This is a genomic window from Halalkalibacter kiskunsagensis, from assembly GCF_037027555.1.
In the GTDB taxonomy this organism is placed as follows: domain Bacteria; phylum Bacillota; class Bacilli; order Bacillales; family Bacillaceae_D; genus Halalkalibacter; species Halalkalibacter kiskunsagensis.
Window position 1 is genome coordinate 1 of record NZ_JAXBLX010000050.1, and the last position, 23,400, is coordinate 23,400.

The following is a 23,400-nucleotide window of genomic DNA, read 5'->3' on the forward strand; positions in this document are numbered from 1 at the left end:
CGAGTGAGTGGCTAGTTCTTGCTCGACGGGAATCCCACCCGCTATATGATACGACCTAGGCTCGGCCGCACAACTGCCCGTTAGTTGAAGAAGAAATAGGATAGTTTCCATTGTATCACCTATTTAAACATCTCAAAATAATTCGCCACCCATTTCGTATTATTTTCTGCGATATACTGTTCAGCAAGGATCAGTCGTTGAACAAGTTCTTGCTTCGATAATTTCATGTAATTGCGTTGAACCTTCTCAATCTTACGATCTGGTTTGATCTTTCGAAAATCCATATTATCGTTTAATTCAATACGTTGTGGTTTAAGGTTTTTACCATTTTCTTTTTGTTTGTATGTTTTACTATGTTGCTTGTAATAGCCATATAACGCATCATTTGTTCGGATCGTATTTGGATGAATCCCTTTCCCTTCGGGATCCAGTTCTTTAGAGAGGTTTGATATATTCTTATAAGTCACTGGCTTACCTTGTTTGATTAACTCGTTTATTGCTTGTTTTCCCAATTCAACAGAACGGTTGCTTCGTTTTAGATGTGTTTCTTTTAGCCACTCTTTGTCATTTATCGAATCGAATGTGTGGCTCATAGTTCTGTTCCTCCCGATACTTTTCAATAAGGTCAATTTCCTTTAATTCATTTCGAGCATGTTTCCGCATTGCTTTTGCTTTTTTCACTTCCACAGGCAAGTTCATTTTAGAAAAACGTTTCTCCATGTCTTTGGAAAGCTCTATTACTTCTTCTAGCTCATGTTTCTTTTCAGGTTGCGGAACTTTAGCTTGGCACCCTAAACACTGCATTTTAGTTGGGCATACAAAATCTGTGACACACGTTCCACCCAAAACATTATTAAACACACCAACTTTTTCTTTGTATTCTTCCAGCTCTTGTTGCAGCTCTTCTGGACTGCGGAGGACGGCCTCATCTACATCCACGTAGTCTGAAATCACATCATGCAAATCACTGACCGATTGAGCCACTTGGCTTGGTGTAGGCTCCGAGTAGTAACCTGTAACACCTACATCTCGTTGATGTAGGATTTTTGCGACAATATCAATTGGTAGTTTTTGTCGTTGAACCGCTTCGGTAGCAAATGCATGACGTAATAAGTGGGTTTTAACCGTAATCGCTTTCCCTTCTTGTGTTTCAAAGTGTAAGCCATGGAGCAAAAAGCGAAGGCATGAATAAACTGTATTCTTCTTAAAAGAACGATTGTTGTATTGAAAGAGATAGGGTTTTGGGTTAGGGAACAAATGCTTTCGATCATCACGATATCCCACGCTCGGTATCTTAGTTGCACCATAATGATATTTGAGTAACTTAATGAGCTTGGCAATTAACTTCATGGTTTGGTCGCTAATATAAAAGGATTCAACTTCATCTCTGCCTTTTGGTATAGCGTAAAAGGAATGATGAAGTTTATTATCGATTTTTACTGATTTGATGCATTCTTTTGAATAGTTCATTTGTAATAGTTCATTAAGTCTTGCGCCAGTTGTTGTGAAAATATCTAAAGCTAATAAACCGAAGGTTATTCCAGCATAGATAGGTTCCACATCAAACAAAATCCCTTCCGCGATATCTTGATTACGAGAAACAAAGGTACTTGGTGTAATGATTCCTTTATGCATAGAAAGAAAGGGAACAGAATTTTTAGTAGAATCTTCCTCACCATATCCCCATGAATATAACAATTCTCGCTTTTGTTGTAATTCATCATCACTTGCATTTAGATTCCAACTACCAACAACGTCTTTTTCAAAAAGTTCCATAAACCAAAGGCCCTCAGCTTCTTCGTCATCTTCTAACCGTTCCGCTTTTAAAAATTCAACGAAATAATTATTCTTCTCCTCTGAATAAGCACCAGTACGATTAGATGCAGCTTTTAAAGATGATGCAGAGAATTGATCTTGATGATGTAAAACAAACGAAGGCTTGTCCCACAGACGGAAATAAAAGCGTTCTCCGACACGTTCAGGTTCATCATAATGAAATTCTAAAGGGAGGGCACATTTGGTTGTTTGCGCTTCTTCACACGCCTTTAAAAACGCTTGTCGAAGTCGATGTAGCTGATTCCAACGAAAATGTCCTTCTGCTCGAATTTGAGGAAGCATAGGAACGATAGCATCCGTTTCACTCTTACGAGTGTTGTGTCTTTGTGTCATTGCTGATTTAGTAAATGAGAAATCTCTTGCATCATAAGATGGCATAGGGAATAGGTATTGCTCAAAATAGGATTGTTGCTCTTGAGTTAATTTTGCTGTTAGCCATTTCTTTGTTAAATAAGAATTATTTCGATATCGATTTAATAATTCGGCTCGCATAGAATCCGAGTGTTCCACAAAGATTGTACCTTTTAAATATTGATACATATGTGTTTCGACATCAAAATCAGTCATTTTATTGAAATAGAAAATATTAAACAAATCATTTAATCTTGGATTCATAAGTTGTATAAAATAATCTATTGTTCTAACGTCTGAATTTTTATCAGCATAAATTAATATAGAAAGTAATAAATGATTATTCCACGGTTTTTTTGCTACATTACGAATATAGTAATTCATATTCTTTTCATGAACCTTATCTAAGAGGAATATTCCCCTTGCATCTTGCAAGTGAAGAAGCTGTTCATCAACCTTACCCAATAATTTCTCATAAAACGGTGATTGTGACTTATCTGTAAATACAGTCAGTGTAATCACTCCAATCCATCTAATAATTCTTGTATTTCGTTATCGATCTCAATATCATCAACGTTATTTTCTATGACTGTTAAGTTAGGTTTGTTCTTACGCTTGCTTTTCTTTTGTTCCATATATTCTTTTTCTTTTTCAGCCATGTTCTCTAACATGCCATCGTGCGCTTTACGGTGGCTTTCTTCATCAAAATAATGCTCGTAAACTTTAATGGTTTCTTCATCTTTCCACTTGATGTATTTAATAAGTTCATTCTTCTTTTGTTTGATCTCTGCTTCTGTGTTAGAAGTCTGATAGATTTCTCGCAACCTTGACGTGATAAACCAATGTCTTGTTTTATGTGGATTGAACTTCATCTCACATTTTTTCATCGCTTTATTCCAGTGGTAGTACCATGCTTCATAAGTAAAAGGCGTACCCATTTAGTCGGTCGTACTGGTTGTCTATAAACTTCTGTACTGAAGCATCTCGATATAACAAAGTTCCATCTAAATCAAATATGACTGCCTTAATCATTTTACACTCTCTCCCAAGAAACATAATTCTAATTTATTTCTTTATCTTAACTTAAATACCTTCTTCAATCTGGACCTTAAATACCTTCTTCAATCTGGACCTTAAATACAATTAGAGCGCAATCCTTCTTACAGGAAAGCGCCCTTTTGTTGAGTAAATTTATTACTCTTTGATTATTTCATATTCGCATAAAAATCTCTCAACACCAGGATATTTCTCACCAAGATTTGTTATCTTAAAACCAAATTTTATATAAAAATCCACAGCATCATTATCAGTTTCAGCATAAAGAATTTTAGGCGAATGTTCGTTACATATGAACTCAATCATTTTGCTTCCAATACGATTCCCTCTTAAATTTGGAGCAACGGCAATGTGTACTATTTCAATTTTATCTCGCCCTAAAAGCTTTATTCCTATACAACCGACAATCTTTCTTCCATACTCAAATCCATACAAAACATGGTCTGGAAATTTAACATAATTCTCATATGATTGGACAATTTTCGCTTCGGAAGTGGCGTATGATAAAAGTTCACTTACCTCTGGGGTAATTGTTTTAGATGTTATATTGATCACTTCGAGATCACCTTCTTAATAGTTGGAGACAATATTGAAACGGACTGCATTCTCTTTAATTCAAACCCTTCTGATACTCCTAGAGTCCTCTCTATTCAAGAATAGCGCCTAAAGGATCCTTGAGCTGTCTCTCACTTATTAAACTCAAGCAACCTGTTGCTGAAGAGGATAATTATAGGTCGAGACTAGAAAGTCGAATCTAATTCCCAAAAGGCATCCCCTAAAGCGTCAATAAGAGCTTTTGCTCTTTTTTCAAGATTAACTGGAAGATTGTCTTTACCGAAATACTTAAGATTAATACTTTCTCCATCATTCATCTCAAGTTGCCCACTAACATCTATGGCTCGGTATAGATTAATTACACTATATGTTTCATCCCCATTTGGATAACGAAAATAATATTTTGGACCCGAAAATACACCTATTAATTCAAAGCTTTTCGCTTCAAGTCCTGTTTCTTCTTTTAATTCACGAGAAGCAACTTCTTCTAAGGTCTCCCTTAGTTCCATAGAGCCACCAGGTAATCCCCAATCCAGCGTATCTGAACGATGTTGAAAGAGAACTTCTTTTTTCTCATTTATTACAAGTATAGTTGCTCCCACACTAATAATAGGTCGATTACCAATAAACTTCCTTATCTCAGAAATATATCCCAACCATTTAACCTCCTAATTTTCTAATACATAAATAATTCTCTTTCAATTTTAAAGTTCCTTGTTCAACTATTTGGCCTTATATAAAAAGACGCGTTGTTCGATAAACGCGCCCTTAAATGGAACAACTATAAGCTCTCTGGTAAGTGATATTTATACAATTCTAATACATCTGTTTGTTCTTTTAACGCAGCTATTGTTTTTGGATGTGGTTTCCTATAAATAATAGGATAATCCTTTTCACCAAACTTCTCTTGGGGCGTAAAAGCTAATTTTTCTTCATCAATTGAAAATTGGGCATCAATTCCCTTTTTATTCCCACGAGCGTCTAGCCTTTGCCATTTATTAAGTTCTTTTAAATAGACAGCATTCAAAGCATGAATACAGTACCCTTTTTCTGGTGTATCAAACAACATCAAACGTTGATAACAGAAACCAGTTGGTATTCCTTGTGAACGTAATAAAGATGCTAGTAAATGGGATTTTGCAAAGCATATCCCTTCTTTATAGGTTAATACATCTGATGCATTACACGTAACTCGTTTCCCTTGGATATCCCAAGAATGAGATATTCCATCACGAACAAATTCAAAAGCAACCTCTGCCTTTTCAATTTCAGATTGAGATGGATTAAAAAGTTCATCTACTTTCGACTTTATCAAAGGGTTAGAATAATTAATCTCGTTTAATTCAAGCAAATAATCTTCTAAATTATCACTTTCACATATTAGATACACTAGCTCCGCTCCTTGATCAATTATTGTGATGCTTGCCCTAATTGAGTCTCTTCTTCATAGAAACAACTTTAATATTTATACCGTTTGGTTTATGTACAACTTCCTCATCATAGATTCCATACCCAATTGAACGATATAACTTTATATTTTTAGGCACAGTCATACGAACTTTGCAAAATATCGTAGTTACTCCCTTTTTTATTGCGACATCTTCTAAAGACCCTAATATTTTTTTCGCAATACCAAGACCCTGTTTTTCTGGAATTACTGATAGTCTATAAAAATATAAACCGTCTTCTTTTAATTGAAAACGAACCATTCCAACAGGCTGATTATCAACATAGCTTATTAAACCCTGCTCACCGTCTTTTAAAGCAATTAATACAGATTGTACAGTTTCCTCCAAAGCACTTGAGGATGGTACTTCGTCTTTATATTCCATAAATGCCTTGATCATTAAGTCGTGTATTATTGGTGCATCCAATACCTCAGCAAATTTTATCTCCAAGTTATATCCCTCCCTTTTTAATTATAAATATACATTTTATTGTATATTTAATCAACAGAGAGATATAGCTTTACTATCTGAAAAATCACTCTCTTATTCAAGAATATGGCCCTTTTCATGAAGAAAGACGCTTTCCTTATTTCAGAAAAGCGCCCTTTAGTGGAATAACTTTAAACTAATTTCTTTTTCTGCTGAAATATGGACCGCACAATCCAGTTTCATGCGTTTGTACATAAGTCCAGTTAAATCCTTTATCTACAATATAAATATCTGTTTCGTTTATTAGGTCATCAGTATTAAACAAAGAGGAATTATCTAGAAAAAGTACATAATCTGAATGTTGATAAAAAACATAGCAATTATTCTTTGGTTGATTATTAAATACGTCTTCAGCTTTTTCTCCAACTAAACAATCCTTTTTCTTATAACTAAACAAGTGCCATAAATAACCACAATAACCGCCATTATCAAATAAGTAAATTGATTTCTTATCTTTATCGCTTAAATGATTAGCAAAATTTTCTTCCCATTGCTTTCGTAAGTAAGATCCCCATTTTGGCATTTCGGTTATCTTTATTTTTTTTGTTTTAAGTCTATCGTATAGGTCATTCATTTGACTCTCCTAATCAAAAGATAAAAATTCTTCTAGTAACCTGCCTTTTAACTGCTTAAAGACCAAGAAAGATGAAACGCTAAAACAGTCCGTCATTGTTCAATTCTTGCGCCCGATTGCTGAAGATCAACTAATTATATAGATGTCCTTTCAGTAAAGTTACACAATCTCCAATTAACTCAACTTTTTCTCCTTTTATCCTTAGTTTTATTTCACCCCCGCGCTCGGAATCTTGATATGCTGTAAATTCTTTTTTATTTAAGTGATCACTCCAATATGAAGCTAATGCGCAGTGTGCAGAGCCAGTTACGTAATCTTCGTTAATTCCTATCTTTGGAGCAAAATACCTTGATACAAAGTCATACTTATCTGATCCACGACTAGTAATAATTATACCTGGACCCTCTAGTTCTCTAATTGCTCCCAAATTAGGTGTTACGTTATGAACTATTTCCTGGTTTTCTAGTTCTAAAATGTACCGATCTTCTGCCCAAGCAACACCTTTTATAGGGAAATCAATAACTTGTTTTAATTGCTCAGTCACTTCTGTTTGAGTTGATTCTTTTAAATTAAATCTTAGAATTATTTTTCTTTCTGATAACTCAGTTCGAAGAAGTCCTGATTGAGTATAAAAATTAATTGTTGATTCTGAGGAAGTAAAACCCTCACTCCACAGTATATGAGCAGCTCCTAATGTACCATGCCCACATAAATCAATCTCTTTAGTGGGTGTGAACCATCTAAGCTGATAGTTATTTTCATCGTTTATTGTAATAAAAGTTGTGATAGGTTGATTTAGTTCTTTTGCTAGGGATTTCATCCACTCTTCTGTTCTTTTTTCTCTCAAGAAAACTATTGCTGCAGGATTTCCCTTAAATTCTTCTTTAGAAAAAGCATTAATGAAATAAAATTCGCTATTCATATACGCCCACATCCCTATATTAAATCAGCATCATTTATACTTTTTAAAATAAAAAAGAACACGATCCTTTACTTGTAAAGTGCCTGTTTGTTTAACAAGACTTTATACTTTTTAGACATCAAGTCACTCTAATGCTTAGGCGACTGGTGTACCGTTTTTAACAGATTCATCTGGTTTTAAGAGAACCACATCACCTTCTTCTGGAATACCACCGATTACCAATACCTCAGATTTAAAACCAGCAATTCGTCTAGGAGGGAAGTTTACTACTGCAACTACTTGACGCCCAATAAGTTGTTCTGGTTCATATCTTCGTGTAATTTGAGCCGAAGATTGCTTGATTCCAATCTCACCAAAATCAATCTCTAATTTTATTGCGAGTTTTCGTGCTTCTGGAAATGGTTCTGCTTTAATTACAGTACCAACACGGATATCTAACTTCAAAAAATCTTCAATTGTTGCCATGATCTTTAACCCCCAATAGATATAGAATAGAGCTCTATAAGATAAATAAAAAGAACAGAAATAGTTAAAACTGATATCAGTAAAGAAAGAACTACATTTATAAATCTTGAGATAAGCGAATCATATCTCTACACTGTATACCGTTCTCAAAAATTTCTTCTGGATAATGCTTAATAAAAAAGTCCATATCAACACCAATATAAGAATGATATAGCCATTGAGCTTGTGATTCCCCTAATTTCGTTAATGCTGAATCCTTATGCCCTTGCATCCTCTTCTGGACATTCCATTCTGTTTGCCCATGTCTTACTATGTACAATGTAGTTTTTAGCATCCTTAATTCCTCCGTAAATCCTTTTTTAAATAGTAATGCTTATGATCTCTGCCTACATTATCTAAACTTCCGAAGACTTGATACCCATTCTTTTCATAAAAACTTAATGCTTGGAAACTTAAAGTATCTAGCTTAATAAAATCACATTGTTTTTCCATAGCTATATTCTCTATTTCTAATAATAATTTTGTTCCATATCCCATTTTTCTTATATCCTCATCTAAAAATAAATTATATATCTCTAACCAATTCCAACATATTGCACCAATTATTCCACCACGAACATTGCCGTTGTCATCTTTAATAAATAAACCAATATCTTCGTATCTACCTCCTAAATCTTCTGGGAAATGCTTTATATTAAATTTATAAAGTCCATCATCAATATACTGTTTAGCTTTTCTATCTAATTCTTTAGTAATATGAAAACTCATAATTCATTTCTCCTTCAGTAATCTTTTTAATATCAATTCTGGAATTATATAGAAAATACCTTTTTAAATTTCATTATAATAACTATCCTGTTAATACAATAAGCTCCAGCAAAAATGTGGATTTAAAATTTTAAAGAAACTCAAATATTAAAAAATCCCAATCTCTCAGTGATATAAATGAGAAATTAGGATTTTATTGTTCCACAATTGCGCCCGATTGCGGAAGATCAAGATAATGATTATGATTGCTGCCTTTAGCTTGTTGACACCCGTTAGCCTCCATGCAGCAGAGTGACACCATCAAATTAATGAAAATAGTAATTTTCAGTATAATTCAATATTATTAACGTTTTTATCATCTACTGTCATTTCAAAAAAAGATTGAACAAACTGATGTCCAATCTGCTCAATCTACTTAAAGTCAGATATAAATGGTACTCCTAAAGGTATTTCTTTAGCCATGCAAAAACACGTTTATAATAATCCTCTATATTCTCTTGACGCCATGTACCCTGATGATGTTCTTCATCATAAAAGACCAATTGAGCTACTTTATCCAATCTATTTAGTGATGAAAACATAGGTCCAGCTTCCGAATGACATAAGTGATCTCTCGTCCCTTGAACAAGTAGAACAGGAGTTTCGATTTTATGGAAATCAAAGATTGGAGAATTTCTTATATAACGCTCCCGTTCCTCCCATAAAGTAGCACCCATATTCGCTTGCCCATCCTCTACCCATCCGTAATTAAAATTAGGTGTTGAATTCTTTAATTCAACTTGTGTATAAAAACTAACTAAATTGCCAAGTCCCGCAGAAACTATTGCTGCCTTGAAATGTTGCAATCGTGTAATAGCTACAAGTGTTGAGTATCCACCAAATGAATGTCCAATAATACCGATTCTGTTTGGGTCTATATTAGGATGCTTAGCTAAAGCATCAAAAGCATCTTCAATTGCTTTCGTAATTTCATCAGCAGGTTCATGACTCCTTGACATAGGCAAATCGGGTAAAAACACAGCGACCCCTCTTGAAGCAAATAATTGATGATTATCACACTTCATAGGACTTAACCCAAATAATCGGATATTTTTTGATTGCATTGAGCCACCATAAACACGAATAATCGCAGGAACACGTTTCTTTATATCTTTGGGTAGGAGCAATGCACCTCTTAATTCACGATTATTACTTTTCCAACGAATGATTTGGGAAGAACCAAACTGCTCCGTGTTTATTTTGTTTAATTGTACAGTCAATTCACTTTTTGTTCCTATATCAAAGACTCTTAATGTAGGTGGGCGATCTGCATCCTGAAAGATATAAGTGATTTTTCCATTTTCATGGTCACCGTATGCAGCCCCACCTTCATACCAAGGAAGATGACCTTTTGGTTCTTCAAGCACTTTTTTTGTTTCCCCTGTTATGAAATTAACTTCCCAAAATCCATCAAGGGCTTCTATTGGTTCATGAGTCTGAATAAGCATTTGATTGTCATCAGATACTGGGAATCCTGCAACAATGCATCTTCCTTCTTGAACCAAATATTCGCCTAACTTTCTAGAATTTGAACTGTAATACCATAGCTTTCCATTAGCAATCATTACTACATTGCCATTCTTTAATAGCTTAGGTGGGTCATAGTCATGTCCTAAATGAGTTTTTTCATCTTTAAATAAAAGTTCGTGTTTAACAGAAGACGTATTAACTAACCATAATCCTCCATCAGACAAAGGTCCACTTGTTGTATAGTAGATAGATTTGTTATCATGCCCCCAGCAAAAACTTAGCCCATAATTCATGCGGATATTAGTAGCAACACGCTGCGTTTTATGATTTCCATTAAACTCCAAGGTACAAATCCATAATTCAAAAATATTTTGTTGGGTATTTATTCTTTCCTCTCCCAAACAATTAGTTATAGCTAGATAATGACCATCCTTCGATACTTCCATTCCGACTGGTCTTAACCCACTACAAAGAAGTGTAGAAAATCCTGTGTTAACGTTGATCATACTAATATCTGCCCGATAACGATTCACCCAAGTGTTTAAATTTGATTTATCTTCCTTTGCTTTGGTATTAATGGTTGTATATACCTTTGGTGAATGATCAGGAATTAGAATAATGTTATCCTGATTTGAAAAAGAATAATAGTCATCATCATCAATTACTACTGAAGGCATAGATTTCACTATAATATGTTGACTATCTTTTGTCCAAATTGGTTTTTCGAACCCGAAAAAAGGGCGGACAACTAAATCTGAGGCTAATTTCAAAGTCTTACTAAAGGAATTCCATAACCATAGACGAGCTTTACCTTCAATATCCGAAAAAAATGCAAGAGTTTTTCCGTCAGGAGACCATACTCCTGCCCAACTACTTTTTGCTTCTGGAGCCACTGGAAAAGTATGACCTGTTTTAAGATTACAAACCCATTGAGAGTTTCCCTCTACTGCCATTGAGACACCAATAGATTTTTCCTCAACAGGCTCCCCACTTAAACAAAAAGCTAACCAATTATTATCACAAGATATAGACATATAAACCCGATCAGCAGGTTCCTTTACATTTAGTATTTCATTTATTGTTATTGTATGTTTCATACAAATCCCCCAAATTTATGATAAATACTTATAGATTAAAACATTTAAAGATACTATTTAGGGATTTTGTTTCAGAGAAATGTAACATTGGTATCCATTTTAAATGAAGAAACCATTCATTTAAAATAACCATTCGCTACCTCCTAACTCCACCAAAATTAATAATTTTAATTTTCAAGTTAAAGAGCCTTACAACCTTCTGAAAGTTAGACTCTAGCAATCCTATTCGATAATAAAAACAAGTATCCTGCTTTGTTAAACTAAACTGTCACTTTAAGTACATTCCTTCATAATCACTATAAATATCCAAATTAACTTCCAAGTGTTATTCAATTATATGGCCCGATTGTTGAATAGAGCATGACTGGCGTTTTTTAAACAAACTTTATTGTCACTTAAAATTTACAACAAGTGTTGTATCCAAACTTAATGAGTTAAGGGAAATTGCCCCTACTGTCATATACATTACTGGAAGGGGAATAAACAAAAAACAGTACACTCTGTGACTCCTTAACACCCTTACTTTGTGTGTATATCCACAAAGTAAGGGTGCTATTTTTTTCTATTAATTTTTCATTTTAGTCTTGATTTATCCGCCACATCTGAAAATTTTAAGACAGTCTTAGCGTATAGAAATCGTGCTTTTTCTATGTCGAAATTTGCTTAACGTATGTTTTGCGCGAAATGTTGGTGGTACCCCATTAAGAACTCGTCATCAAAACATTTTTCACATTACTTCATCTTTTAATTCCTTTCATTTTTAATAAAGTACACTGAGAGTAGGCAATCTCTTCATCCAATATTTCTTTCCTTTTCTCCCAATCTGGAAATGGCTCTTTTATTTGTCTTGTTTCTTCTATTATATATAGTTATTTTTCTAATGCTCTTTCATACTCCCTAACCAGCTTATAAAAAGTCGTCTTTTTTACTCCAATTTCCTGCATAGCACTTACAGCTGTTATCTCTCCTGATTTCCACTGATTATATGCTTGTTTAAACTCTTCTGTAATAGTAGCTTTCGGTCGACCAAACGCCACCCCATTTTGTAAAGCCACATCAATTCCTTCACGCTGCCGTTTTCGAATCCGATCTCGTTCCTCTTGTGCCATCCAGGAAAGAATCTGTAAAACTAAGTCAGCAATGAAGGTCCCCAAGCTATCCTTGTACTTTGTTGTGTCCAACAAAGGCATGTCCATGACCACGATGTCCGCCTGAATACTTTTTGTGAGATCATTCCACTCCTGGAGAATTTCCTCCTTGTTCCGACCGAAGCGATCGAGGGAATGAATATAAAGGATATCCCCTTTACGGATAATGCGTTTCAATAATTGGTATTGAGCTCGGTCAAAATCTTTTCCACTTTGCTTATCTATAAAAATATCACGTGTATCAATTCCTATTTTTTTTATGGACTCCAATTGTCGACCTTCATTTTGATCTTGGCTGCTGACTCTTATGTAACCAAACTTCCGAACATCCATTTTTTACTCCTCTTTCTAATTTTCTTTCTCTTATTCTACCAAAAACGTTCGTAAAAGTGTATATAAAACAACGGACGTTCGTAAATGATTTTTCGAGTTTTACGAACGTGAAAAATGGCCATTTTCAGGCAAAATTTTAGCGTTCGTAAAAGTGTACTTAAACGAACGGGGTGAAGAGAGTTCCAAATGAACAACCTTAATTTTGTTAAGTAACAATAAAGTTTTTTAAAAAACGCCAGTCAAGACTTAGAGACGCAAATACAAGCATTAGAAAAGGAAGGTTGTACTGTTATTTATTCTGAGAAATTTACAGGAACGAAAGCCGACCGACCTAAGTTTATGGATCTTCTTTCTAAACTCGAAGCAGGTGATACTTTAGTAGTAACGAAGTTAGACCGCTTTGCACGTTCGACAGTAGATGCAATACAGACAGTAAAGCAGCTTCCCTTGGATAAGGCTCGTTCAATCATCGCCGGGATTTGAACAGGGGCAGATTGGGTTGCTTCGATACGGCGCTTATAACCTGAACATCGCTTATCAATCTCCTGATTAATGCCGTTGATAGAAGACGTTTTTGAGCTTAGTAAAGAGAAGTCAACCGGCATAAATGTGTGTCCGTCTGACCAGCCTAATGTAAGCGTTCGAAATCCTTTATAAAATCGCATTTTCAGAGAAGCATGATCAAAACAACGGGCAAGTAACTCGACCTGTTTACTACGATTGCGATCAAACGTAGAGTCATCAATGATGAGCACTTTTGGACGGTCCTTTGATGTAAGAACGCTGACTTTTTGAATGGTCGCTGCACTAAAATGTAAAAGGAATTTCCGCCAAGCAAACTTGGAATGATTTAAAAAACGATAGACGGTATCTTTTCCAGGAAAACAATCATTCTTCTTAGATGTGACAAGGGTAAACCAATTCTTTTGATGAAAGATCAGACTGAAAACAAGCTGAAACAAATAGGCACATGAAAAGCCAAAGCTCTTTCGAATACCTGCTTGACGCAGGTGTTTCGTTACTTGTAATTCAGAGAATACAGTTGAAAGTTCATTTGGTAGTTGCTCATTTGAGTGTTTTTCATTTATCATAGAGAAGGCACCTCTTCTTTGTGGTAATGGTTTCTAGTCAATTCCACTATAACAAAGAATGAGGTGCCTTTTCATGTTTCAAGGCACTCGTCAAGCAGTGAAGTTAATCATTCTTAAAGCTTTGATAGACCTAAAACAAGGTCAATTTTCAAGGTGCGAAAGTTGAGTTAATTATAAAAGCGAGTTAGGGGCATCACCTTGGGAAGCTCTTGCCATTGGGCAATCACAATTATGGAATTTAACCATCGGTACATGTGCGGAAATCAATGGCGGTTTTGTCATATTAATTAATTCCTTAATATTAAAGAAAAAGCCAGAAATACTTTCTGTTTTAACGATACTTTTGACCGGATCCTTGATCGATTTTTGGCTGTTAATTGGTCTAAAAGACTTTGATCCTCAAAACCTCATTTTTCAAATTATAGTGTTGTTGACAGCCATCATTATTTTAGGGATGGGAATTTCGATTTACCTACAGGCAAAATTCCCAGCAAACCCAATGGATCGGTTAATGGAGGTAATCCATGAAAGATTCGGTTTCAGCATACGAACCGCAAAATTAATTGCGGAAAGTTTTGCACTTATTCTTGCCTTTTTATTCGATGGGACAATTGGAATGGCGACCGTTCTTGTTGCCTTCACTACGGGATATATCATTCAGTTTTTTTATCCAAAATTTGAATTTTTATTCTATAATACTCGTCAGGTATTGTTCAGGAGTGAGTTTACTCTGTTTTTCGTTAAACTTAAGTCTAAAAAAAGTACGCCTCTCAAAACGTGAGAGGCGCGTCATTACTAGCTTATTAAAAAATAACCCTTTTAAAAAAAGCAGTTGGCCAAATTAATTTAAAATTTTCTTTATCCAAACTATTTTCTCTTTTTCTTTTGTAGGCAAAGACATCCTGAACTTCCTCTTTAATACAGCAACATTCGAACTAATGAATTCTACTTTCTTATAAGGTTTACTATTAGAATTAGTAATTCCATCAAAATAAAGGGTCATTTTGAATAGGAAATGACCCTCTTTTGAAATGACAGCTCGATACGTTCCAATATATTCCCCATCTGCATTATGTCCTTTTATTTTTCCTATCCAGATGCTCATTAGATTCATCACCCTAAAATAAGTAGAGATTTACCTTTCCATATCAATTAACTTCTTAAGATGTCAAAGTCTTCTCTCTTTCCATAAATCGAACACTTACCCAGCTTCTATAGAATGACCTTGGGAATTAGACAGTTTCCAATAATGACCCTTCTTTTCCATTAATTCATTATGCGTCCCCTTTTCAATAATTCTACCATTTTCAATATAAAAAATTTTGGTAGCGTTCTTAATAGTAGAAAGACGGTGTGCAATAATAAAGGATGTTCTTCCAGAAAGCAACGACTCCAATCCTTTTTGTAAGGCAAGCTCCGTTTCCGTATCGATGCTTGATGTTGCTTCATCCAAAATCAAAATTTTAGGGTCAGCGAGTAATGCTCTTGCAAAGGAGATCAGCTGCCTTTGTCCAGAAGAAAGTCTTGTGCCTCTTTCATTTACTTCTGTAAAATACCCATCCTCTAAATCATCGATAAAGTCATGGGCCTGCACAGCCTTAGCTGCCCGAATCACTTCTTCATCCGTTGCATCAAGTCGACCGTAACGGATATTATCCATGATCGTACCGGAAAAAATGAATGGGTCCTGAAGCATAATTCCCATTTGCTCTCTTAAAGAGGGGAGCGTAACCGTTTTGATATCAGTCCCGTCAATTTTGATTTGTCCGTTTTTCACGTCATAAAAGCGGCTAATTAGATTGACAATCGTTGTTTTCCCCGAACCGGTTGCACCAACAAGCGCAATCGTATCTCCTGGATTCACCTTGAAATTGATGTGATCGAGAATTCGTTCCTCTGTTTCATATTCAAAGACCACATCGTCAAACTCTACCTTTCCTTTAATCGGCAGAAGAATAGCAGCATGAGGGTCACTTTTTACAGTTGGCTTTTCATCAATGGTTTCAAAGATTCGTTCCAAGTAAGCCATTGCAGTTATAATTGCATTATAGAAATTCCCAACATTCGCTAACGGTGCCCAAAACATCCAAATGTACCCAGTAAATGCAATCAACGCTCCTGCTGTCACTCCACCATCTCCAATTGAAGCGATCCCAACCACATAAATAAACGATACGGTAAGAACAGAGATATTATCAATCGACGGCGATAAAAGAAATTGAATTCTTACCGCCTTCATCCATGAGCTTCGGTAGCTATCAGAGACACCCCTAAAAATTTTCTTATTTTCTTCTTCCCTCACAAATGACTGCGTAATTTTGATCCCATTAATGCTTTCGTGAATATAGGCATTTAAGTTTGATTGCTTATTACTCAGTCTCTGCCAACCTCTTCGTTGCGCATTTTTCAAAAGAAATACAATGATTGCTAGAACTGGAAGCCCAGCTAAGGTCATAATAGTTAGCTGTACATCAATGTAGAGCATGAACCCGACAATGACCGCAATACTGAAAAGATCTGTAATAAGATTAATAATCCCATTTGATAGTAAATCACTCAATGAATTAACATAATTCACAACTCGGGCTAATATTTTGCCATGAGGCCGGTTGTCATAATAAGAAAAGGAAAGCTTTTGCAAGTGGGTGAACAAGTCCTTGCGAATATGTTGGATCACACTCTGACCAATCCGGGCCATAATGCGAATCCTGTATTTCATACAAACCCCAGTGACAATGACAGCGATGAAATAAATGCCTGCCAACATGACAATTCCTCCTGTATTGCCACTTGGAATCTCTTCATCAATCGCTTGTTTGATTAAATATGGACCAATTAAATTAGCGAAGCTTGCAACGAGCATCAAGAAAACAGTCAGAGCCATTAGTTTTTTGTATGGCTTTACATAACCTAACAATCGTTTAAAATGAACGAGTCGGAAAGGGGATTCTAATTCTTCATCGACATCAAATTTATTGCGTGCCATATCCGATCACTTCCTTACGATGATGCTTTTCATCAACATTTCCATATTGGTTTTTACAAAGGGTATAATAGTACCCTTTTTTAGCAAGCAATCTTTCATGTGTTCCTCTTTCAATAATCCTGCCTTTTTTCATAACGAGAATGAGATCGGCTTCTTTTACTGAAGATATTCGATGGGCAATCAAAAAGCATGTTTTGCCCTGACTAAAGGTTTTCAACGTCTTTTGAATACGAAGTTCCGTTTCCATATCCACACTCGATGTTGTATCATCAAGAATGAGAATAGACGGATTTTTCAGCAACGCTCGTGCTAGAGCAATCCTTTGTTTTTGCCCTCCGGAAAGGCCTACTCCTCTTTCTCCAACAATCGTGTCGTAGCCCTCAGGCAATTGCGTGATGAAGTCATGAGCCTCTGCCATCTTAGCCGCTGCTTGAATTGACTCAAGCGAAGCATCCGGAACTCCGTAAGCAATGTTTCCTTCGATCGTGTCTGAAAAAAGGAAAATATCCTGCATGACTACTGCTGTGTTTTCCCGTAAACTCCGAATATCCCACTTCTTTATGTTCTGTTTGCCAACTCGCACTTCTCCGCTATCAGCATCATAATACCTGCAAAGAAGGTTGATGACAGTCGTTTTACCAGCTCCCGTCGGCCCAATCAACGCGATCGTTTGTCCGGGCTTTGCACGAAAACTAATGTCTTTTAACACCTGCTCCTCACCGTAGCTAAAGCTAACATGACTAAATTCGACTACACCAGGCGAATCACTTCGTTTTTTTGACTGAACAGGACTGATAATGGTCGGCTCTGTGTTTAGCAAGTCTTCAATTTTCTCGGCGGAAGCAATAAATCTTTGGACATCATTAATCAACCAACCAGCCATTCTCATCGGATTGTTCAAGGCCCAGATAAGGGAGTTGAAAATAACGAGCTCACCAAAGGAAAGCGAACCGCCAATCACCGTAATTCCACCAACTAAGATCATCAAAACCATAAGCAATCCGGCAAGTGAATCCAAAACCGGCAAATACTTTTCCCATACTTTCGCAGATTGAAGGTTTTTCTCCTTAAATGCCTCATTTTCAACAGAAAATTTATCAATCTCATGCTTTTCCTTTGCAAACGCTTTGACAACCCGGTTTCCACTAATATTTTCCTGTACAACCGAGTTTAATCTTGCAAACTGCCCTCGAATCGCTGAAAATGTCGGTTTTACATCGTAGGATAATTTGTACGCAACAAATCCAATGATCGGCGTAACCGTTAACAGCGTGATCGTTAAAGGAGGATGAATATAAAACATAAATGCGATCGCAAAAAGCAGAATCGTACTATTTTCAAAGATCATGTAAATTGACCATGCGGTAAAGTGCCGTACCGCTTCCATATCCCCTGTCATCCGAGCCATAATATCGCCCGTTTTCGTCTTATCATAAAAACGGAAATCCAACTGATGCAGCCTATCATACAGCTGCTCTCTTATCTTGAAAATGACACTTTGCGAGAGACTCTCAAACATCAATTGATACCCATAACGGATCACTGATTTGAAAAACATGACACCAATCATCAACCCTAATAATGGCCACAACAAGCTTTCTCTCTGTCCAAATATCACCTCATCAACAATTTGACCTGCAAAATAAGGGTTTAGCATATTTAAACCAGAAACAAACAACGCAAGTAAAAGCCCAAATGCATATTTCCCTCGGAATCTTTTAATATATCCCCAGATCCATCGCAAGCTTTGCATCCTTTTATACCTCCATCCATTTACAACAACCGTAGCTAATATATCGTGATGATTTTTCATAATAAGTTGGAATGAATTCATAAACAATGAATAGTGTGACGTACAAATTGAAGCAAATTCATGGATGCGCTTTAACATTGAAATACGTTAAGTTAATAAACGATTATTCCCTAATCAAATCGAAATCATATTCTTTAGAGAAGGTCATTGTCTAATAGTATTAATAAAATCTATCCTTCGACTTTCAAATATACTCTTCCCTCACCAAATTATTCCAATTTCCGAATGAATGATTTAGAAGCCCCTGCTACTATTGACTGCCTTTTGGAAACTACTTTTCTTTTAGAATTTGAACTGACTTCTTTTTGCAGTTAAATTACAAGCTCTAGGTCATCACAAAAGAGATCCCTCTTAACAAGAGAGACTAGTGAGAAAGGTGAAAACTAACATTTTTCACTAGCCTCTATCATTTCAACATTCTTTTCTGGAACTCTAACCTTTGTTTCGCATTGGCTTTAATGATGATGTCGACTCCACTATCAATATGTTTGTCAACATTTTCACCATTTATCACTTTCTTTACGGTTTCAACGCTTAAATAGCCCATATCATAAGGATTCTGTGCTACGGTCCCAGGTAGCTCTCCTTCTTCTATCAATTCAATCATATCGTTCGTTCCATCTGTTCCTATAATTGGCATGTTCAGCCCATACGCTTCCATCACCTCAAAAGCAATTAATGACAGTGTGTCATTGGTAGCGATAATCCCTTTCACTTTAGGATGAGTTTCTATAATTTTTTCAATCTCCTCTTTGATTTTCAATGGTTCAGAGTATACATTTACTTTTTTCGCAACAATTTCAATTCCTGCATCCTCTAAACTTAAAGTAGCTCCCTGCATCCGTTCCGATGCAACCGGACTATATAAATCAACTCCTATTAATGCTACTTCATTTCCAGGCTGCAACTGTGAACCGAGTAACGCTCCTGCTTCTTATATAAAAGGATGCCGATTTGGATCGGCATCCTTCCTTGATAGGGTCGCGACCTAATTGTGTTTGTTTCGATTCACTCGTCCATTTACTTTATAATCACGCATCTGAATATGATTGAAAAATGCGGTCGTATTAGACACACCTAAACCGACATACCCTTTTGTAAATGTATCATCCATTGTATTAATCACAATTTCATTATCTAACTTGACCTGAATTCGTTCACCGGATGTCACCACTTGCAATCGGTATTCTTTATTAGGTTCTAGCTCCAAACGACCTTTATCGTCGTACACGACAAGCTCAGTCGCATTTCCGTTCTCTCGTTTCAGCAACTTCACTGCATTGTTACGTACATCTACATTGGCGACATACGCATTCTCTGCGTTTTCATCAGAATGGAACACGAGTGCCCCAGCACCAATTGGATTATCAACTTTATCAGAATCTGGAAGTTCAACTCTTGCTTCAAAGACAATATTTGCTCCGGAATGATCTGTCATGATAAATGCGTCTTCTTCAGGAGCCTGCCCTTGTTTTCCGTTTATTGTATCTGCCCATGTACCGTTAACAGTACTCCAACCGGACAAATTCGTTTTCACCGGACTTTTGCCCCAAATTGATCTAAGCGGGTAGAGCTCAAGCGATTTTAGCGTTACCTCTCCACCTTCACTGTACAATTGCAAACCTTCGCTTCCCTCTTGCGGGAATATTTGACTCGTAATAGAGCGCAAACCATCATTTCCAAACACTTCAATCGAAGATCGATCAACAAATGCATGGATTTTGACCGTACCATTATCAGCCTGCATTGGAGCACCTTGAAGATCATTTACATTTGTCCCGAAATCAAATTCGCCCGAGTTGGAACGATCGACAAACAAACTCTCTTCAAGAACATCATAAGAGATGAGCGCGTATTCATTCGAATCTCCTTTTCGAACTTGAAAACCAAACTCTGTTGCTGTTGTGTCCGTGACATCAAATTTCGCGATCAACTCATACGTATCACCGGAGAAGTCAGATAACAAGTCACTTTCACCCGAAATACGTTCATTATCCAATTTCACGCGATGCTTTTGTTCTCTCAATGATTCCATGCCAACCGGCGTTTGGCGTAATTGCAGACCGTCTTTTGTATTAGTCAACTCCATCTTTCGCACCAAACTCATTGAACTGCGCCAGTTGCTCGTTGGAGTATCGTTAGCATATTGCCAATTGCTCATCCAAGCGAGCCAATAGCGTTCTCCGTTTTCACCTTCTACATTACTCCACTCTACTCCAGCATAGTAATCTGATCCGTAATCCGACCAAAGTACTTCTTCTGGAGGATGATCGCTCGTAAAAGTCGTTCCATCAAAGTCACCAATAAAGTACTGCATTCCAGAACCTCCTGCAATGGCGCCATCCTGCACACTTACTTGCAGCACCCATTTTGTTTGACTTGGGTCACCGTCCACTGGAAGCTCAAACAAGGCAGGGCATTCCCACACGCCTCCGTAATTTCCATAGGTAGAATCGACCCAGTCACCAGAAAGCGCATCCCAATCCGTAAGTTGGCCTTCCGTTCTGTGTATATATGGTTCCGGTTCACTTGCAACCTGATCTACCTCTTTCGGAATATCACCTATGTTATACACATTCACATCGTCCAGATTAATGTGACCCCAGCCACCTGTTGCACGATCAACGACTTTTAAATACAACACTTCACCTAAAAATTCAGAGGCATCCCACACATAACGGCGATACGTTTCATCACCATTAAATTTCGTATTCGGCTGTCGTAATAACTCTTGATCATCCGATGCCCGCATTAACGAAACAAACAAATCATCAGGATTGTATCCACCACCAATAAGTAAGTTGATTTCACCAGAACCGTCAAGACTAAAATACGATGAGTGCATCACGCCAGTTGGTCTGTCCCCACCGTGCTCTCCATTGTAACCCCAGTAATGGTAAGTTCCTTCATGATTAAATGTTCCGCCCCACCATTCGGTTGCATCCGTAACATGATGACCCATAAAAGCATCTCCCCGAACTGAGGTCCAACCCGTTAAATCCCCTGTTTCAAAATCACTATTCTCTATTTCCCTTGAGTCCGTATTAATATAATTTCGTTCGTACACATTTTGAAATATTACGGAACCGTTAGATACTTGTAATCCAAAATGCCCAGCTTCAAAGCCCTGATCCTCGACCTCGAGCAACTTCTCATTATTGATCGATACACTTATTTGATCATTCACCGCACTTACTTTCACGCGATACGATTCTCCATCTGTAATTGAGAAATCTCGTTTAGAAATGACCGAAATTTCACCATTTTCTACCTTTTCAATGCGAACTTGATCCGAATCAGCATCCAAGCTAGTCATATATCCGTTCTTGGCATCAGCATCCGCTCGAAAAACAAGTGAGCCAGTCCCTTTATCAACGATCACATCAACTTCATAATAGAGTTGATCTGCTTGTTGCTCACTCATTAATAAGGCAGCTTTATCGTCCTCTGCCACTAGACCCTTATTCGTCGTTTCCCAATTCCCGCTTACTTCTTGCAAACCAGACAAATTAGTGAGAAAGTTTGTCTCGTTATTAAAGTGAACGTTCCGATACTCTGCCGTTGAGTTCCATGCCATTAAACCGAATTGCCCGTTCAAAAACGAAGCATCCTGTTCCTCAATGATGGTTTCCCCGTCCAGTAATACTTGGATTAGATCCTTCTCCGTCTTTACTTGTAAAGCATATGTCTCAAACGTCTCCAGCGACCATGACTCTTTCGCAAGTGTTTCCTTCTCACCGTTCTTTATTTTGATGAGCTTAACTTCATTCTCTTTTGCATTTAACTCCGCCACATAGGCATTGTCCCCATATGGATCGGAACGGAAGACAAGACCACCGGCGCCTTCACGGCCATTCTTTAGAACTGGAGTGATATCGGCTTCATAGGTGAAGTCTCCTCCACGCTGTGGAGATAGTGTGAAAATTTCGTCATCAGCATAGGCGTTAGCTTGAATACCACCATCCGGACCAAATTCACTTGCCTCTTCCCAGTTTTTTAAATCCGGGGATGTGTAAAACATAATGCGGTCATCTGCAGCAAGGGCCATTACCCAATGTTCGCTTTCATCGTGCCAGAACACTTTCGGATCTCGCCAATCAGCTACAGGTGGATCCGGCATAACGGGGTTACCTTCGTACTTATCCCAGGTACGTCCATTATCATGACTGTAAGCAATACTTTGAACTTGACCCTCGGGACCAGCGTGTGTAAATATGGCGATCATCGTATCCTCGCCGAAACCGGCTGTGTTATCATGATCAATAACAGCGCTTCCAGAAAAGATATCACCGTTCTCATCGGGGGCCAGCGCCAGCGGCAAATGCTCCCAACGAACAAGATCCTCACTGACAGCGTGCCCCCAGTGCATAGGTCCCCACGTGCGTCCATATGGATAATATTGATAGAACAGGTGATATTCTCCGTCATGATAGACCATTCCATTCGGGTCATTCATCCAATTCGCTTCAGGTGAAAAATGAAATTGATTCCGATACGGTTCATCGTAATAACCTGGATCTCCACTACCAGCTACAGAACCAACCGGTAAACTTATAAGCAAACACAACACAAGCCCTACTACTAAAACTTTTTGAAACAACATACATTCTCCTCCCAATATCTCAATTTATTTAGGAAAATTATGTCTGACCTGATGTATGAATTTGTAAGTTAATCCCCCTATAAATAACACTTTCTCTTTACTCCTAGATTTCTTTTTCACAAAAAGAATAAATGCTCTGCATTTTTGATATCCCAATCAGCTAATATCGGCCAAAAATTCTGTCTTTTATGATTAGTAAATGCACGCTCCACCGTATCTAGCGGCTTAACTGCAAGAGTCCCGTCCTTTTGCTGCACGATTTCATGTACGATCAAGGGCCATATTTTAAAAGTCACTTGTTCCACGAAGGTACCAGCCATTTTCTAATCCTTCCCGCTAGTTCTTTCTCCACCCAT

At 37.0% G+C, this 23,400-nt stretch carries 19 protein-coding genes and 5 pseudogenes; 2 read left to right on the top strand and 22 right to left on the bottom strand.

The annotated features are described in order from the left end of the window. Positions 1-119: 119 nt before the first annotated feature. The 15 genes and pseudogenes from SLH51_RS20595 to SLH51_RS20665 form a co-directional block, all read right to left on the bottom strand. Positions 120-593 (bottom strand): hypothetical protein, encoded by a 474-nt coding sequence (locus tag SLH51_RS20595; RefSeq protein WP_332693561.1) that lies wholly within the window; start codon positions 591-593, stop codon positions 120-122. Beyond that, complete coding sequence (locus tag SLH51_RS20600; RefSeq protein ID WP_390184018.1) at positions 565-2,700, bottom strand: site-specific integrase; 2,136 nt, start codon at positions 2,698-2,700, stop codon at positions 565-567. The genes SLH51_RS20595 and SLH51_RS20600 overlap by 29 nt, the downstream gene beginning before the upstream one ends. Before the next feature lie 5 nt (positions 2,701-2,705). After that, on the bottom strand, positions 2,706-3,074 hold the full coding sequence (locus SLH51_RS20605) for a hypothetical protein (RefSeq protein WP_335963410.1): 369 nt from the start codon (positions 3,072-3,074) through the stop codon (positions 2,706-2,708). A gap of 52 nt (positions 3,075-3,126) precedes the next feature. Beyond that, positions 3,127-3,219 (bottom strand): annotated as a pseudogene (locus SLH51_RS20610) (HAD family hydrolase); the annotation flags it as partial. Between the two features lie 162 nt (positions 3,220-3,381). Continuing rightward, positions 3,382-3,798, bottom strand: coding sequence for a GNAT family N-acetyltransferase (locus SLH51_RS20615; RefSeq protein ID WP_335963411.1), 417 nt, complete (start codon positions 3,796-3,798; stop codon positions 3,382-3,384). A gap of 185 nt (positions 3,799-3,983) precedes the next feature. Then, positions 3,984-4,454 carry an NUDIX hydrolase gene (locus SLH51_RS20620; protein WP_332698169.1) on the bottom strand — a complete coding sequence of 157 codons (471 nt, stop codon included), beginning with the start codon at positions 4,452-4,454 and terminating at the stop codon, positions 3,984-3,986. 125 nt (positions 4,455-4,579) lie between these two features. Further along, the gene (locus SLH51_RS20625; RefSeq protein ID WP_335963412.1) at positions 4,580-5,188 is read right to left on the bottom strand and encodes a transglutaminase-like domain-containing protein; all 609 of its coding nucleotides are present in this window, start codon (positions 5,186-5,188) and stop codon (positions 4,580-4,582) included. Positions 5,189-5,225: 37 nt separating this feature from the next. Further along, the gene (locus tag SLH51_RS20630) at positions 5,226-5,696 is read right to left on the bottom strand and encodes a GNAT family N-acetyltransferase (RefSeq protein ID WP_335963413.1); all 471 of its coding nucleotides are present in this window, start codon (positions 5,694-5,696) and stop codon (positions 5,226-5,228) included. A gap of 175 nt (positions 5,697-5,871) precedes the next feature. Further along, a complete protein-coding gene (locus tag SLH51_RS20635; RefSeq protein WP_335963414.1) occupies positions 5,872-6,309 on the bottom strand; it encodes a DUF4275 family protein in 438 nt (145 codons plus the stop codon). 130 nt (positions 6,310-6,439) lie between these two features. Beyond that, positions 6,440-7,231: a PhzF family phenazine biosynthesis protein gene (locus SLH51_RS20640; protein ID WP_335963415.1), complete on the bottom strand. Its 792-nt coding sequence runs from the start codon at positions 7,229-7,231 to the stop codon at positions 6,440-6,442. Between the two features lie 135 nt (positions 7,232-7,366). Next, positions 7,367-7,696 carry a chaperone CsaA gene (gene csaA, locus SLH51_RS20645; protein ID WP_335963417.1) on the bottom strand — a complete coding sequence of 110 codons (330 nt, stop codon included), beginning with the start codon at positions 7,694-7,696 and terminating at the stop codon, positions 7,367-7,369. Positions 7,697-7,793: 97 nt separating this feature from the next. Further along, positions 7,794-8,030: a histidine phosphatase family protein gene (locus tag SLH51_RS20650; RefSeq protein WP_335963418.1), complete on the bottom strand. Its 237-nt coding sequence runs from the start codon at positions 8,028-8,030 to the stop codon at positions 7,794-7,796. Positions 8,031-8,032: 2 nt separating this feature from the next. Next, positions 8,033-8,464 (bottom strand): GNAT family N-acetyltransferase, encoded by a 432-nt coding sequence (locus SLH51_RS20655; RefSeq protein ID WP_335963419.1) that lies wholly within the window; start codon positions 8,462-8,464, stop codon positions 8,033-8,035. A gap of 440 nt (positions 8,465-8,904) precedes the next feature. Then, the gene (locus SLH51_RS20660; protein WP_335963420.1) at positions 8,905-11,070 is read right to left on the bottom strand and encodes a S9 family peptidase; all 2,166 of its coding nucleotides are present in this window, start codon (positions 11,068-11,070) and stop codon (positions 8,905-8,907) included. A gap of 869 nt (positions 11,071-11,939) precedes the next feature. Beyond that, positions 11,940-12,551 (bottom strand): recombinase family protein, encoded by a 612-nt coding sequence (locus SLH51_RS20665; protein WP_335963421.1) that lies wholly within the window; start codon positions 12,549-12,551, stop codon positions 11,940-11,942. A gap of 258 nt (positions 12,552-12,809) precedes the next feature. Here SLH51_RS20665 and SLH51_RS20670 point away from each other — a divergent pair. After that, positions 12,810-12,995, top strand: a pseudogene (locus tag SLH51_RS20670) (recombinase family protein); the annotation flags it as partial. Here SLH51_RS20670 and SLH51_RS20675 read toward each other — a convergent pair. After that, a pseudogene (locus SLH51_RS20675) lies at positions 12,995-13,642 on the bottom strand (IS4 family transposase); the annotation flags it as partial. The pseudogenes SLH51_RS20670 and SLH51_RS20675 sit on opposite strands and share 1 nt — an antisense overlap. A 181-nt stretch (positions 13,643-13,823) precedes the next feature. Here SLH51_RS20675 and SLH51_RS20680 point away from each other — a divergent pair. Next, positions 13,824-14,423 (top strand): annotated as a pseudogene (locus SLH51_RS20680) (YczE/YyaS/YitT family protein); the annotation flags it as partial. A 60-nt stretch (positions 14,424-14,483) separates the two neighbouring features. Here the strand turns inward: SLH51_RS20680 and SLH51_RS20685 are convergent. From SLH51_RS20685 to SLH51_RS20710, 6 genes and pseudogenes are all read right to left on the bottom strand, one after another. After that, entirely contained in the window at positions 14,484-14,747 is a 264-nt protein-coding gene (locus SLH51_RS20685) for a hypothetical protein (protein WP_335963423.1), read from the bottom strand. Positions 14,748-14,843: 96 nt separating this feature from the next. Beyond that, a complete protein-coding gene (locus SLH51_RS20690; protein WP_335963424.1) occupies positions 14,844-16,628 on the bottom strand; it encodes an ABC transporter ATP-binding protein in 1,785 nt (594 codons plus the stop codon). Beyond that, positions 16,615-18,381, bottom strand: a complete 1,767-nt coding sequence (locus tag SLH51_RS20695; protein ID WP_335963426.1) for an ABC transporter ATP-binding protein — start codon at positions 18,379-18,381, stop codon at positions 16,615-16,617. Before SLH51_RS20695 ends, SLH51_RS20690 begins: the two co-directional genes overlap by 14 nt. Positions 18,382-18,847: 466 nt before the next feature. Continuing rightward, a pseudogene (locus tag SLH51_RS20700) lies at positions 18,848-19,360 on the bottom strand (sugar ABC transporter substrate-binding protein); the annotation flags it as partial. A 69-nt stretch (positions 19,361-19,429) separates the two neighbouring features. Beyond that, on the bottom strand, positions 19,430-23,044 hold the full coding sequence (locus SLH51_RS20705; RefSeq protein WP_335963427.1) for a GH32 C-terminal domain-containing protein: 3,615 nt from the start codon (positions 23,042-23,044) through the stop codon (positions 19,430-19,432). Positions 23,045-23,160: 116 nt separating this feature from the next. Then, a complete protein-coding gene (locus SLH51_RS20710; protein WP_335963428.1) occupies positions 23,161-23,364 on the bottom strand; it encodes a hypothetical protein in 204 nt (67 codons plus the stop codon). Positions 23,365-23,400: the final 36 nt, after the last annotated feature.